This window comes from Pseudomonas sp. LG1E9, from assembly GCF_003290225.1.
Classification (GTDB): domain Bacteria; phylum Pseudomonadota; class Gammaproteobacteria; order Pseudomonadales; family Pseudomonadaceae; genus Aquipseudomonas; species Aquipseudomonas cyclaminis.
Map to the genome: position 1 here is coordinate 5,964,262 of NZ_CP029983.1, position 14,299 is coordinate 5,978,560.

Here is a 14,299-nt window from a genome sequence, read left to right on the forward strand (position 1 = left end):
ATAAGCACTGCTCTCAAGACGGTGCGCCTGTATAAAACGAAGACTCACGCGCGTAACTCGCTGTTTCCAAGCGCCTGAACGAGGACCCTTTTCATGCCAGACATTACCCTGACCACCTTGCAGAGCCTCAAGCTCAAAGGTGAAAAAATCACCATGCTGACCTGCTACGACGCTACCTTCGCCCACGCCAGCTGCCAGGCCGGGGTTGAGGTGTTGCTGGTAGGCGACTCCCTGGGCATGGTTCTTCAAGGGAATGACAGCACCCTCCCCGTGACCACCGATGAACTGGCCTACCACACGGCCAGCGTCAAGCGCGGTAACAACGGCGCCTTCATCATCGCCGACCTTCCGTTCATGGACTACGCCACGGTCGAACAGACCTTCCTCAACGCTGGCAAACTGATGCGCGCCGGTGCGCACATGGTCAAAGTGGAAGGTGCCGTGTGGCTCGCCGAGTCGATTCGCCTGCTGGCTGAACGCGGCGTGCCGGTGTGCGCACATATGGGCCTTACGCCACAGTCGGTGAACATCCTCGGCGGCTACAAGGTACAAGGCCGCAACGAAGCCCAGGCGCGCCAGATGCGTGCCGATGCCATTGCCCTGGAGCAAGCGGGCGTGGCGATGATCCTGCTTGAATGCGTGCCCAGCGAACTCGCCGCCGAAATCACCCAGGCCGTCAAAGTGCCAGTGATCGGCATTGGCGCGGGCTCGGCCACCGATGGGCAGGTGCTGGTGCTCCACGACATGCTCGGCCTGTCGATTACCGGCCGCGTGCCCAAGTTCGTGAAGAACTTCATGACCGGCCAGGACAGCATCCACGCGGCATTGAGCGCTTACGTCAGCGAAGTCAAAGGCGTGACCTTCCCAGGCGCCGAACACGGATTCTCTGCATGAACACCGTAAGAACCGTACGCGAACTACGATCCGCCGTCGCCCACGCCCGCATGGCCGGTAAACGCATTGGCTTCGTGCCCACCATGGGTAACCTGCACAGCGGCCACGCCACCCTGGTGACCAAGGCTGTGCAGCAAGCGGACTTTGTCGTCGCCAGCATCTTCGTCAACCCGCTGCAATTTGGCGCGGGTGAAGACCTGGACAAGTATCCCCGCACCCTCGCCGCCGACCAGGAAAAGCTCCTGCAAGCGGGCTGCAACCTGCTGTTCGCACCGACCGTCGAAGAGATGTACCCCGGTGGCATGACCGGCCAGACCCGCGTCAGCGTGCCGCAACTGTCCGAAGGCTTGTGCGGCGCCAGCCGTCCTGGGCATTTCGAAGGCGTGGCGACCGTGGTCAGCAAACTGTTCAATATGGTCCAGCCGGACATCGCGGTATTTGGTCAAAAGGATTACCAGCAACTGGCCGTGATTCGCGCCATGGTCCATGACCTGAACATGCCGATCCAGATCATCGGCGAGCCCACCGTGCGCGCCGAAGACGGCCTGGCGCTGTCCTCGCGCAACGGTTTCCTCAATGCAGAGGAACGTGGGATCGCGCCGGTGCTGTATCGCTGCCTCAGCCAGATTGCCGCCGCCATCAAGAACGGTGACCACGACTTTGCCGCGCTGCGCGCCGAACAGGTCAAGCACATCGAAGCGGCCGGGTTGCGCCTGGATTACCTCGAAGTGCGCCAGGGCGTGCATCTGCGCCCGGCAACCCCCGAGGACAAGGACATCGTCATCCTGGTGGCGGCCTTCCTGGGCACGACCCGCCTGATCGACAACCTGCATCTGAACCTCATTTAAACCCCGCAATACACCCCGCCGATTGCCCTGCTCGCCGTGCCGGTATAAAAAAGTACCGGCCACAGCGCAGACAAAGCCAAGACATATCGACACGCTAGGTTTAATGTAATCGCCCGGCGCTATAGTTAGCGCTGTCTGGAACCCATTCCTTGAGATAAGACTGGATGTTCCGGGCTTTGAAGTGTCCTAAAGGCAGTCCCCGTAATAAAAGGAAACCCGCAGCGATGGCGTACTACCGCACCCCTCATGACGTTACCGCTCTGCCCGCCTGGCAAGCGCTCAATCAACATCGCCAAGCCATGCAGGATTTCAGCATGCGCGAAGCGTTCAATGCCGATCCCCAGCGATTTTCCCAATTCACCTTGAGCAGCTGCGGACTTTTCCTCGATTACTCGAAAAACCTGATCACCAGCGAAACCCGCGACCTGCTCGTCGGCCTGGCCAAGGAAGTCGGCCTCAAGGACGCGATCGACTCGCTGTACGCTGGCGAGCCGGTCAACTCGTCCGAAGGCCGCCCTGCCCTGCACACCGCCCTGCGCCGCCCGGTGGGCGACAAGCTGTCGGTCAACGGCGTGAACATCATGCCGGACGTGCACAAGGTGCTGAACCAGATCACTGACCTGGTCGGCCGCATCCATGACGGCCTGTGGCGTGGCTACACCGAGAAGCCCATCACCGACGTGGTGAACATCGGCATCGGTGGCTCGTTCCTCGGCCCGGAACTTGTCTCCGAAGCGCTGTTGTCCTACGCCCACAAAGGCGTGCGCTGCCATTACCTGGCGAACATCGACGGCAGCGAGTTCCACGAGCTGACCATGAAGCTGCGCGCCGAAACCACGCTGTTTATCGTCTCGTCGAAATCCTTCAACACCCTCGAAACCCTGAAAAACGCCCAGGCCGCCCGAGCCTGGTACCTGGCCCAGGGTGGCTCGGAAGCCGAGCTGTACCGCCACTTCATTGCCGTGTCGAGCAACAACGCGGCAGCCGTGGCCTTCGGTATCCGCGAAGAAAACATCTTCCCGATGTGGGACTGGGTCGGCGGCCGGTACTCGCTGTGGTCGGCCATCGGCTTGCCTATTGCCCTGGCCATCGGCATGTCCAACTTCAAGGAACTGCTGTCCGGTGCCTACACCATGGACCAGCATTTCCAGAACGCGCCGTTCGAGCAGAACATGCCGGTGCTGCTGGGCCTGCTGGGCGTGTGGTACGGCAACTTCTGGGGTGCGCAGAGCCATGCGATCCTGCCGTACGATCACTACCTGCGTAACATCACCAAACATTTGCAACAGCTGGATATGGAATCCAACGGCAAGAGCGTGCGCCAGGATGGCAAACCGGTGTCCACCGATACTGGCCCGGTGATCTGGGGTGGCGTGGGTTGCAACGGTCAGCATGCTTACCACCAGTTGCTGCACCAAGGGACTCAACTGATCCCGGCCGACTTCATCGTGCCGATCGTCAGCTTCAACCCGGTGTCCGACCACCATCAGTGGCTGTACGCCAACTGCCTGTCCCAGAGCCAGGCCCTGATGCTCGGCAAAACCCGCAGCGAAGCCGAATCCGAGCTGCGCGACAAGGGTATCCCGGAAGACGAAGTGCAGAAGCTGGCCCCTCACAAGGTGATCCCGGGCAACCGCCCGAGCAATACCCTGGTGGTGGAGCGCATCAGCCCGCGTCGCCTCGGTGCGCTGGTTGCCATGTATGAGCACAAAGTGTTCGTGCAGAGCGTGATCTGGGGTATCAACGCCTTTGACCAATGGGGCGTGGAGCTGGGTAAAGAGCTGGGCAAGGGCGTCTACAACCGCCTGACCGGCGCCGAAGAAACCTTGGCCGAAGACGCTTCGACCCAGGGCCTGATCAACTACTTCCGCGGCCGTCACCGCGGCTGATCCAGGTATCGCAGGGCCAACGTCCGTTTGGACGTTGGCCTTGAACCCTCCTCACACAGGGTGCATCTTTATAGCTTGTCGCAAAAACAAGAATAAGGATCGCTCATGTTCGATATCAGCACGTTTCCCACCGCCGATGCCGTCCGTCGGGCTGCGCAACTCAGTCAAGAGGACTACCAGCGCCTCTATCGTCAATCCATTGAGCAACCCGATACGTTCTGGGCCGAACAGGCCAAGGGCTTTCTCGACTGGACCACCCCCTGGCACACCGTTCAACACTCGGACATCCACACGGGCGCGGCCCAATGGTTTGCCGGTGGCCAACTGAACGTCAGCTACAACTGCATCGACCGTCACCTGGCACAGCGCGCCGATCAGCCGGCCTTCATCTGGGAGGGCGATGATCCGAAAAAATCCTCCACCATCACCTACCGCCAACTGCACCAGAACGTCTGCCGCCTGGCCAACGTGCTGAAAAGCCGTGGGGTGAATAAAGGCGACCGCGTGTGCATCTACATGCCGATGATCCCGGAAGCGGCCTACGCCATGCTGGCCTGCACGCGGATTGGCGCCGTACACTCAGTCGTGTTTGGTGGCTTTTCGCCGGACGCGCTGCGCGACCGTATTCTCGACGCCGACTGTCGGACCGTGATCACCGCCGATGAAGGCGTGCGCGGCGGCAAGCCCGTGGCCTTGAAACAGAATGTCGACAAGGCCCTGGCCAGTTGTCCGAATGTCAGCACCGTCGTGGTGGTGCAACGCACCCGTGCCGCCGTGAACTGGAGCGAAGACCGCGACCTCAACTACCAGCAGGCCGTGGACGCGGCCAGCGACGATTGCCCGCCAGAGCCGATGGACGCCGAAGACCCGCTGTTCATCCTCTACACCTCCGGCAGCACCGGGAAACCCAAAGGCGTGCTGCACACCACCGGCGGCTACCTGCTGCAGGCGGCCATGACCTTCAAATACGTGCTCGATTACCGAGACGGCGAGGTGTTCTGGTGCACCGCCGATGTGGGCTGGGTCACCGGCCATAGCTACATCGTGTATGGCCCGCTGGCCAATGGCGCCACCTCGCTGATGTTCGAAGGCGTGCCGAGCTACCCGGATAGCTCGCGGTTCTGGCAGGTCATCGATAAACACCAGGTGAATATTTTCTACACCGCCCCAACGGCCTTGCGCGCCTTGATGCGCGAGGGCCACGGCCCACTGGAAAACACCTCCCGCGCCAGCCTGCGTTTACTGGGCAGCGTGGGCGAGCCGATCAATCCAGAGGCTTGGGACTGGTACTTCAACGCCGTGGGCGAACAACGCTGCCCGATTGTGGATACCTGGTGGCAGACCGAGACCGGCGGCATCATGCTCAGCCCGTTGGTCAGCGCCCAGCGGATCAAGCCGGGCTGCGCCACCCAGCCGATGTTTGGCGTGCAACCGGTGTTGCTGGATGAGCAGGGCAAGGTGATCACGGGCGCCGGCAGCGGCGTGCTCGCGATCAAGTCAAGCTGGCCGGGGCAGATCCGCAGTGTCTACGGCGACCCACAGCGGATGATCGACACCTATTTCAAGCCCTACCCCGGCTACTACTTCACCGGCGACGGCGCACGTCGCGATGAAGACGGCGATTATTGGATCACTGGGCGTATCGACGATGTGATCAACGTGTCCGGGCACCGTATCGGCACCGCCGAGGTGGAAAGTGCGCTGGTGCTCCACGACCAAGTGGCCGAGGCTGCGGTGGTGGGCTACCCCCACGATGTCAAAGGCCAGGGCATCTACGCCTTCGTCACCCCCATGAATGGTGTGGAACCCAGCGATGCGCTGAAAAAACACCTGCTGGAGCTGGTCAGCAAGGAAATCGGCAGCTTTGCCAAGCCGGAACTGATCCAATGGGCACCGGCCTTGCCGAAAACCCGCTCCGGCAAGATCATGCGCAGGATTTTGCGCAAGATCGCCTGCAACGAACTGGACAGCCTTGGCGATACCTCGACCCTCGCCGACCCCAGCGTCGTGGACGGCCTGATCGACAAACGCCTGAACCGCTAGGAACCCCTGACTCGCCATGGAATTTATCCGCAGCCGTATCGAAACCCAACTGATGAGCCTCACCGGCTTGTCACTGGGCCAACTGGACCTGGAAAACCCCAAGGGCGATCCAGGCCTGTTCGGGCCGGACTCGGTCAGTTGGCAAGTCCATGGCGACTTCAGCAGCATGCTCATCGGTGGTATCAGTGCGTTGATGCTGCAAGCCCTGCATCCTCTGGCCCTGGCCGGCGTGTGGGACCATTCGAACTTTCGCCAGGACATGCTCGGGCGCCTGCGGCGCACTTCGCAGTTCATTTCCGGCACTACCTTCGGTTCGCGCAAAGATGCCGACTGGCTGATCGAAAAAGTGCGCACCATTCATTTGCAGGTGGTCGGCCATGCCCCGGATGGGCGGCCTTATGCGGCAAGCGACCCGGACCTGCTGACCTGGGTGCATGTAGCGGAGGTGAGTAACTTTCTCGCCGCCCATTTGCGCTATCGCAACCCGACGCTTTCGGGGCGCGACCAGGATCGTTACTACAGCGAAATCGCCTTGATAGCGGAGCGCTTGGGCGCACGGAATGTACCGCGATCACGGCAGGAAATTTCCGATTATCTGGAGCGCATCCGCCCGCAATTGCTGTGTGACGAACGCAGCCGCGAAGTACTGCGCCTGCTGCTGAACGCGCCTTCGCCCAGCACGTTGGCCAAGCCGTTTGGCGCCTTGATGATGCAGGCCGGCATCGACCTGCTGCCGGACTGGGCCAGCGCCATGCTCGGTCAGCGGCAGAACCCGATGCAACGCCAGATGATCCGCGCCGGGGTCAAGCGCAGTGCGCCGCTGCTGCGCTGGGCGATGCGCAATGGTTCGGTACAACGGGCACACCGACGGATGGGGTTGATGTAGGCAAGGCCCTATAGCTGTTAAACTTCGCGCCCTCATTTACAGCCAGGCGCGCTCCATGTCTCCCTTGAATCAGGCGCTGCGCGCCGCCCTCGATCATCGCCAAGACCTGATCAACGAGCTGCACGCCCAAGGCACCGATTGCTATCGCCTGTTCCACGGTAGCCAGGAAGGTGCCGGCGGCCTGACCATCGACCGCTACGGCCCGCAGTTGCTGGTGCAGAGTTTCCATCAGTCGCTGGAAACAGCAGACCTGCTGGACCTGCATCAACTGATCAACCAGTACCTGGGCCTGGAGTTGCTGCTGGTCTACAACGACCGCTCCCATGGCAACTCGCGGATCGACCGCGAAGACACGGTCTATCGCGCCGAACCCGCAGCACTGGAAGACCTGGTCGGCCACGAATGGGGCCTCAATTACCGTGTGCGTGGCCGCCATGCCGGGCAGGATCCTTTACTGTTCCTCGACCTGCGCAATACACGCGGCTGGGTCAAAGAGCACAGCGCCGGCAAAAGCGTGCTGAACCTGTTCGCCTACACCTGCGGCGTGGGCCTGAGCGCCGCGGCCGGTGGCGCGAGTGAGGTGTGCAACCTGGACTTCGCTGAAGGCAACCTGGCGGTCGGGCGTGAAAACGGCCTGCTCAACCCAAAACTGCCGAGCATGGCGTTTGTGCAGTCCGACTACTTCCCGGCGATTCGCCAACTGGCCGGGCTGCCGATTACCCAACGGCGCGGGCAGAAACTGCCGAGCTACCCGCGTCTTGAACAGCGTCAATATGACTTGGTGCTGCTCGATCCTCCGGCCTGGGCCAAGAGCGCCTTCGGCACCGTCGACCTGTTGCGCGACTACCAGAGCCTGCTCAAGCCCGCACTGCTCGCGACGGCGGATAACGGCGTGCTGATTTGCTGCAACAACCTGGCAAAAGTCAGCATGGAGGATTGGCGCGAACAGGTCTTGCGCTGTGCGGAAAAAGCCGGGCGCCCCGTGCGCGACTGGCAAATCATGACACCGGGGGCGGACTTTCCTTCACAGGATCAGCAGCCACCCCTGAAAACACTGATACTCCAGCTGTAGGACACGTCCCAAAGCCCCGGTTCTTCGGAACCGAAAACCCGTGCCATACTCCAAGGCACTCCTGTTCGATATAGATGGCGCCGCCCCATGTCCAAAGGATTGATTCGCGCCACTGGCGCCTTGTTGACCGCCCTTGCCCTGTACAGCTTGCTGGGCTTTTTGATTCTGCCGGGCATCGCCCTTCGCATTGCCAACCAACAACTGGCCAATTACGCCACGGTGCCGGCGCGGATCGAGCGCATCGAGCTCAATCCGTTCAGCCTGGAAGTCACCGCATGGGGCCTGAAGATTGGTGAACCCGGCAAGGAACAGGTAGGTTTTGAGCGCCTTTACGCCAACCTGCAGATCGACAGCCTGTGGACCCGCGCACTGCATCTGGCCGATGTGCAATTGGATCAGCCCAAGACCGAGCTGCTGTTCGACAAGTCTGGCCAATTGAACCTGGCGCAGTTGCTCAAATTGCCTGCGAGCGAACCGTCCCCCGCCGATCCCGACGCCAAGCCGTTCCCACTGCGTATCGACAGCATCAAGCTGGCCGGCGGTTATGTGCACTTCCAGGATCTACGCCCCAGCGAACCGATCGAATTTCTCTACGACAAACTCGACTTTGAGCTCAAAAACCTCAGCACCTTGCCTGAAGACAATGCCGACATGACCCTGGTCGCGGCTGGCCCTGAGGGCGGGCAGATCGATTGGAAAGGCAACTTCAGCCTGGTGCCGATCACGTCCGAAGGTACGCTGAAGGTCACTGACGGCAAGATGAAAGCCTGGTGGCCGTATGTGCGTGACGCGCTGCCCCTGGTCCTCGAAGACGGTGTGCTCAACTTCAGTACCGACTATAAATTCAGCCTGGCCAAAGAAACCGAGCTGAACCTGACAAACACAGCCGCCAGCATCGCGCCGTTCGCCATCAAGGCGCCGGATGGCCGCCCGCTGGTGCGCCTGGAGCGCCTGGACGTCAGCGAGACCACAGTGGACCTGGCCAAGCAACAAGTGGTGGTCGGCAAGATCCGCAGCAACAAACTGGAAACCTGGGCCGCCCGTGAAGCCGATGGGCAACTGGACTGGCAGAAACTGTTCGCCAGCCAACCGAGCAAGCCAGCCAAGGCGCCGGAGCCAGCCACGGCGCCCGCCACCGCCGATTCGCCAAAGCCTGCACCCGCTGCGCCAAGCAAACCTTGGCAGGTGCTGCTCAAGGACGTGCAACTGCGCAACTATCAAGTGCACTTGGCCGACCGACAGGTCAAACCAGCCGTAGCGCTGGAGCTGGGCCCGCTGAATGTCGATGTACAGAATTTCGACAGCCTCAACCAGAGCCCATTCACCCTCAAGGTCGACAGCGGCCTGGGCAAGCAAGGCAAGATCCAGGCAACCGGCGAAGTCAACCTCAACCCGGTCAGCGCCAAGTTGAAGGTCACCACCAAGGACATCGACCTGCGGGTCGCCCAGTCCTATATCAGCCCGTTTATCCGTCTTGAACTTCGTAGTGGCATGCTCGGCAGTGACCTCGACGTGAACCTGAAAAGCACCGAGCCCCTGGCGCTGCAGATTACCGGGCGGGCGCAGGTTGACCAGTTGCACACCTTGGACACCCTGAAGACCCGTGACTTCCTCAAATGGCAGCGTCTGGTCGTCGAGGGTCTGAACTATCAGCACGGCAACAGCCTGTCGATCGACAAGGTCAACCTGTTGCAACCCTATGCGCGGTTCATGATCAACGATGACCGCACCACCAACGTCGACGACCTGCTGATCCCGCAGCCAGCCGACACAGGCGCCAAATCGGCGGCCAAGCCTGCTGCGAGCAACGATAAACCCCTGGGCATTCGTATCGGGCAGATTGCTATCAACGACGGCTCGGCCAATTTTGCCGACTTCAGTCTTACACCCAACTTCGCCACCGCCATTCAACAGCTCAACGGACAGATCGGCACGATTGACAGCCGTCAGGCCAAACCGGCCAGCGTCGATATCAAGGGCAAGGTGGACCGCTACGCGCCGGTGACGATCAAAGGCAGCGTAAACCCGTTTGACCCGATGTCAGCGCTGGACATCGCCACCAGTTTCAAACGCGTTGAGCTGACCACATTGACGCCTTATTCAGGCAAGTTCGCCGGCTTCCGTATCCGCAAGGGCCGCCTGAACCTCGACCTGCACTACGTGATCACCAAAGGCCAGTTGAAGGCCGAGAACAAGGTGGTGGTCGAGCAACTGCAACTGGGTGAGAAGGTCGACAGCGCCGATGCCGTGGACTTGCCGATTCGTCTGGCAATCGCCTTGCTCAAGGACACCGACGGCAAGATCTCGATCGAGCTGCCGGTTACTGGCGACCTGAACAACCCGCAATTCAGCGTGATGCCGATTGTGTGGCAGACCCTGCGTAACCTGGTGGTCCGTGCAGCGACAGCGCCGTTCAAGTTTATCGGCGGGTTGGTCACCGGGGGCGGCTCGGAGGACTTGGGCAATGTGTCCTTCGCCCCGGGTTCCAGCGAGTTGAGCAAAGACGCCGAGAGCGCGCTGAACACACTGGCCAAGGCACTCAAGGAACGCCCAGCCCTACGCCTGGAAATTGAAGGCACAGCGGCTGCCAGCAGCGACGGCCCTTTCCTGGCCGCCGAACGCCTGGAACGCGAATACCAGTACAACTACTACAAAATCCTCCAGCGCCGCGGCGATAAAGTCCCGGCTCAGGCGTCGTTGCTGGTCGTTCCGGAAAGCGAAAAAGCACCGTTGCTCGAAGGCATTTACCGTACCCGCGTGAAACAACAGCCACCTGCGGAGTGGAAAGACCTGAGCCGCGATGACCGGTCAGCCAAGCTGCGTGACGGCGTGATCAAGTTCTGGAGCAATAGCGACGTGCTGCTGCGTCAACTCGGCCAGGATCGTGCCAGCACCATCAAGGATTACCTGGTGGACAAGGGCCAGCTGGAAGACGACCGCGTGTACTTTATTGATGCCAACCTGGGCCAGGCGGAGAAAGATGGCCGTGTGGTAACGCTCATGCACCTGGATGCCGAATAACCTGGCCCAATAGAACAGGCCCCGACACTAGTGCCGGGGCCTGAGTTGACCACATCCGTGTGGTCGGTCGCATGAACCTTAGAGGTGCATTGAGTGGATATCTAGCTCACTCGTGGCCGCCGCTTAAGTCAAACGAACTGTCCAGCGTTACTCTGCTTTCAGGCCATCGGCCGAGACAGCTTTAACGCCTTTGATTTTCTTGGTAATCGCTACAGCAGTGGTTTTCTGCGCTTCGCTAACGGCTACGGTCGACGACAGGGAAACAACGCCTTTATTGGTTTCGACCTTGATGTCGGTGCCAGGAATACCCTTTTCGGTAACCAGGTCAGCTTTTACCTTGGTGGTGATCCAAGTGTCGCTGGTGGTTTCCTTGGCGTCATGGGCTGCGCCTTTGGTTTTGTCGATGCCATCTGCTTTGGTAGCACCGCCAGCCATCAGGCCATCAGCGGAAACAGCAGTGACGCCTTTGATCTTTTTGGTGATCGCGACAGCAGTAGCTTTCTGTGCGTCAGAGATAGCGACTGTCGAGGACAGGGAAACCACGCCTTTGTTGGTTTCAACCTTGATGTCCGAACCAGGAATGCCCTTTTCGGTCAGCAGGTCGGATTTGACTTTGGTGGTGATCCAAGTATCCGAAACGCTTTCCTTGGCCTTGGTAGCTTCGCCAGCCGCCAACGTCATAGGGGCTTGGGAAGTCTGAGCAAAGGCTACGTTAGCACCCATGGCCAGAGTCAGAGCGGTAGCAGTAGCGAGAGCGAACTTCTTCATACGAGTAACTCCTGTTTTATTAAAAGTCTGCAGTACGTGAACCTTGATGCTGCAGCGTTAACAGGGATATTGCAGGCAGTGTGCCAAGTCGAAGCCTTCAATTAAACCCTTATAAAACAACGACTTATGAATATTGAATATTTCCGGAATCGTGCAACTTGCATGAAGGCCGTCGTGCCTGCATGCAAGTTGCGGCTTTTGCATTGGGCTAAACGGCTGATTTCGCTTCACTTTCCCGCGCCCATGAAAAAAGGACCCCGAAGGGTCCTTTTGTTCAGCTTAAACCTGCGGGTAATTAAACGCCCGAAGCCTTGGCTGCTGCTACGTCCTTGATGGACAGCTTGATACGGCCGCGGTTGTCCACGTCCAGTACCAGCACTTCCACTTCCTGGCCTTCTTTCAGAATGTCGGTCACTTTCTCAACACGAGCGTCGCTCAGCATGGAGATGTGAACCAGACCGTCTTTGCCCGGCAGGATGTTGACGAATGCGCCGAAGTCGACGATGCGCTCAACCTTACCCACGTAGATCTTGCCGATCTCGGCTTCAGCGGTGATGCCCAGGACGCGCTGACGTGCAGCTTCAGCCGCTTCCTTGGTTTCGCCGAAGATCTTGATCGAGCCGTCGTCTTCGATGTCGATCGAAGCCTTGGTTTCTTCGCAGATCGCACGGATGGTCGCGCCACCTTTACCGATAACATCACGGATTTTGTCGGTGTCGATTTTCATCGCGATCATGGTCGGAGCATTTTCCGACAGCTCGGTACGCGACTGGCCAATGATCTGGTTCATCTGGCCGAGAATGTTCAGGCGCGCTTCCAGGGCTTGGCCCAGAGCGATCTCCATGATTTCTTCGGTGATGCCTTTGATCTTGATGTCCATCTGCAGCGCGGTAACACCTTTAGCGGTACCGGCTACTTTGAAGTCCATGTCGCCCAGGTGGTCTTCGTCGCCCAGGATGTCGGTCAGGATGGCGAACTTCTCGCCTTCTTTAACCAGACCCATGGCGATACCGGCAACCGGTGCCTTCATCGGTACACCGGCGTCCATCAGGGCCAGGGAAGCACCGCAAACGGAAGCCATGGAGCTGGAACCGTTGGATTCAGTGATTTCCGACACAACACGGATGGTGTACGGGAACACGTCAGCAGCAGGCAACATTGCGGAAATCGAACGACGGGCCAGACGGCCGTGACCGATTTCGCGACGACCAGCACCACCCATACGACCACACTCGCCCACCGAGAACGGAGGGAAGTTGTAGTGCAGCATGAACGGGTCTTTTTTCTCGCCTTCCAGGGTGTCCAGCAGCTGTGCGTCACGGGCGGTACCCAGGGTCGCAACTACCAGAGCCTGAGTTTCACCACGGGTGAACAGTGCCGAACCGTGGGTCTTCGGCAGAACGCCGACTTCGATGTTCAGCGGACGTACGGTGCGGGTGTCACGACCGTCGATACGTGGCTTGCCGTTAACGATGTTTTCGCGAACGGTGCGGTATTCGATTTCACCGAATGCAGCTTTGACTTCGCTGGAAGAAGGCTGGCCTTCTTCACCGGACAGCTTGGCTACAACCTGATCCTTCAGCTCGCCCAGGCGAGCGTAACGGTCGGCCTTGACGGTGATGGTGTAGGCGTCGGAGATGGCAGCGCCGAACTCGGAGCGGATAGCGCCCAGCAGTTCGGTAGCTTCGGCTTGTGGAGCCCAGGCCCAAGTAGGCTTGGCAGCTTCGGCAGCCAGTTCTTTAACTGCGTTGATCACAACCTGGAATTCGTCGTGAGCAAACAGTACGGCGCCCAGCATCTGGTCTTCGGTCAGCTCTTTGGCTTCCGATTCAACCATCAATACGGCTTCCGAGGTACCGGCAACGACCATGTCCAGGCTCGATGCTTTCTGTTGCTCGTAAGTCGGGTTCAGCAGGTAGCCGGTGCTTTCGTGGAAAGCAACGCGGGCAGCGCCGATCGGGCCATCGAAAGGAATACCGGAGATCGCCAGGGCAGCCGACGTACCGATCATTGCAGCAACGTCCGGATCGGTTTTCTTGCTGGTGGAAACGACGGTGCAGACAACCTGCACTTCGTTCATGAAGCCTTCAGGGAACAGCGGACGGATCGGACGGTCGATCAGTCGGGAAGTCAGGGTTTCTTTCTCGGAAGGACGACCTTCACGCTTGAAGAAACCGCCAGGGATCTTACCGGCAGCGTAAGTCTTTTCCTGGTAATGAACAGAAAGAGGGAAGAAGCCCTTGCTCGAATCAGCGGTCTTGGCGCCAACAACGGTCACCAATACGGTAACGTCGTCATCAACGGTAACCAGCACTGCGCCGGAGGCTTGACGGGCGATACGGCCTGTCTCAAGGGTAACGGTCGACTGACCGAACTGGAATTTTTTGATAACCGGGTTCACGGTGTCCTACCTTCTTTGTGGCTCTTGGGGAACTTGTTTTCTTGCGAAATTCTTGGGCAATGTCGGGAATCGGCCCGACCCTTGTCCAGGGGGTAAAACGTGTATCCAGATAAAACTTGAGGCTGGGAGCCTACCATGAGCCAACGGGAATCCCGATGACACACGGCAGACAACCAACCTCTAGCGCAATCGCTTATTAGCGACGCAGACCCAGGCGACCGATCAGAGCCTGATAACGACCCAGATCCTTGCCTTTCAGGTAATCCAGCAGCTTACGACGCTGGTTTACCATGCGGATCAGACCACGACGGGAGTGGTGATCTTTACCGTTGGCCTTGAAGTGACCTTGCAGCTTGTTGATGTTGTGGGTCAGCAGTGCAACTTGCACTTCTGGCGAACCAGTGTCACCAACAGCTTGCTGATAGTCAGCAACGATTTGTGCTTTTTCTTGAACGTCGAGAGCCATGAGGCAATCCT

At 59.5% G+C, this 14,299-nt stretch carries 10 protein-coding genes; 7 read left to right on the plus strand and 3 right to left on the minus strand.

Translation table 11 applies throughout. The features are described from left to right. Nucleotides 1-93: 93 nt before the first annotated feature. The 7 genes from panB to DNK50_RS27385 all read left to right on the plus strand — a co-directional run bounded on the left by panB (nucleotide 94) and on the right by DNK50_RS27385 (nucleotide 10,653). On the plus strand, nucleotides 94-894 hold the full coding sequence (gene panB, locus DNK50_RS27355) for a 3-methyl-2-oxobutanoate hydroxymethyltransferase (RefSeq protein WP_099584803.1): 801 nt from the start codon (nucleotides 94-96) through the stop codon (nucleotides 892-894). Next, a complete protein-coding gene (gene panC, locus DNK50_RS27360) occupies nucleotides 891-1,742 on the plus strand; it encodes a pantoate--beta-alanine ligase (protein ID WP_112196757.1) in 852 nt (283 codons plus the stop codon). The genes panB and panC overlap by 4 nt, the downstream gene beginning before the upstream one ends. A gap of 224 nt (nucleotides 1,743-1,966) precedes the next feature. Then, nucleotides 1,967-3,631: a glucose-6-phosphate isomerase gene (gene pgi / locus DNK50_RS27365; protein WP_099584801.1), complete on the plus strand. Its 1,665-nt coding sequence runs from the start codon at nucleotides 1,967-1,969 to the stop codon at nucleotides 3,629-3,631. A 105-nt stretch (nucleotides 3,632-3,736) separates the two neighbouring features. Next, nucleotides 3,737-5,674 carry an acetate--CoA ligase gene (gene acs / locus DNK50_RS27370; RefSeq protein ID WP_112196758.1) on the plus strand — a complete coding sequence of 646 codons (1,938 nt, stop codon included), beginning with the start codon at nucleotides 3,737-3,739 and terminating at the stop codon, nucleotides 5,672-5,674. A gap of 16 nt (nucleotides 5,675-5,690) precedes the next feature. Continuing rightward, nucleotides 5,691-6,560 carry an oxygenase MpaB family protein gene (locus tag DNK50_RS27375; protein ID WP_099584799.1) on the plus strand — a complete coding sequence of 290 codons (870 nt, stop codon included), beginning with the start codon at nucleotides 5,691-5,693 and terminating at the stop codon, nucleotides 6,558-6,560. Nucleotides 6,561-6,615: 55 nt separating this feature from the next. Beyond that, the gene (locus tag DNK50_RS27380; RefSeq protein WP_112196759.1) at nucleotides 6,616-7,632 is read left to right on the plus strand and encodes a class I SAM-dependent rRNA methyltransferase; all 1,017 of its coding nucleotides are present in this window, start codon (nucleotides 6,616-6,618) and stop codon (nucleotides 7,630-7,632) included. An 87-nt stretch (nucleotides 7,633-7,719) separates the two neighbouring features. Continuing rightward, the gene (locus DNK50_RS27385; RefSeq protein ID WP_112196760.1) at nucleotides 7,720-10,653 is read left to right on the plus strand and encodes a DUF748 domain-containing protein; all 2,934 of its coding nucleotides are present in this window, start codon (nucleotides 7,720-7,722) and stop codon (nucleotides 10,651-10,653) included. 147 nt (nucleotides 10,654-10,800) lie between these two features. On the opposite strand, the gene DNK50_RS27390 is transcribed toward DNK50_RS27385, so the two are convergent. From DNK50_RS27390 to rpsO, 3 genes are all read right to left on the minus strand, one after another. Next, nucleotides 10,801-11,421 (minus strand): BON domain-containing protein, encoded by a 621-nt coding sequence (locus tag DNK50_RS27390; RefSeq protein WP_099584796.1) that lies wholly within the window; start codon nucleotides 11,419-11,421, stop codon nucleotides 10,801-10,803. Nucleotides 11,422-11,716: 295 nt separating this feature from the next. After that, nucleotides 11,717-13,822 carry a polyribonucleotide nucleotidyltransferase gene (pnp, locus tag DNK50_RS27395; protein WP_112196761.1) on the minus strand — a complete coding sequence of 702 codons (2,106 nt, stop codon included), beginning with the start codon at nucleotides 13,820-13,822 and terminating at the stop codon, nucleotides 11,717-11,719. Nucleotides 13,823-14,018: 196 nt separating this feature from the next. Continuing rightward, nucleotides 14,019-14,288, minus strand: coding sequence for a 30S ribosomal protein S15 (rpsO, locus tag DNK50_RS27400; protein WP_003176135.1), 270 nt, complete (start codon nucleotides 14,286-14,288; stop codon nucleotides 14,019-14,021). Nucleotides 14,289-14,299: the final 11 nt, after the last annotated feature.

Coding starts and splice junctions, on each gene's coding strand:
- acs (WP_112196758.1), top strand. CDS start 3,737: ATGTTCGATATCAGCACGTTTCCCACCGCCGATGCCGTCCGTCGGGCT.
- DNK50_RS27375 (WP_099584799.1), top strand. CDS start 5,691: ATGGAATTTATCCGCAGCCGTATCGAAACCCAACTGATGAGCCTCACC.
- rpsO (WP_003176135.1), bottom strand. CDS start 14,288: ATGGCTCTCGACGTTCAAGAAAAAGCACAAATCGTTGCTGACTATCAG.
- panB (WP_099584803.1), top strand. CDS start 94: ATGCCAGACATTACCCTGACCACCTTGCAGAGCCTCAAGCTCAAAGGT.
- pgi (WP_099584801.1), top strand. CDS start 1,967: ATGGCGTACTACCGCACCCCTCATGACGTTACCGCTCTGCCCGCCTGG.
- panC (WP_112196757.1), top strand. CDS start 891: ATGAACACCGTAAGAACCGTACGCGAACTACGATCCGCCGTCGCCCAC.
- DNK50_RS27390 (WP_099584796.1), bottom strand. CDS start 11,421: ATGAAGAAGTTCGCTCTCGCTACTGCTACCGCTCTGACTCTGGCCATG.
- DNK50_RS27385 (WP_112196760.1), top strand. CDS start 7,720: ATGTCCAAAGGATTGATTCGCGCCACTGGCGCCTTGTTGACCGCCCTT.
- DNK50_RS27380 (WP_112196759.1), top strand. CDS start 6,616: ATGTCTCCCTTGAATCAGGCGCTGCGCGCCGCCCTCGATCATCGCCAA.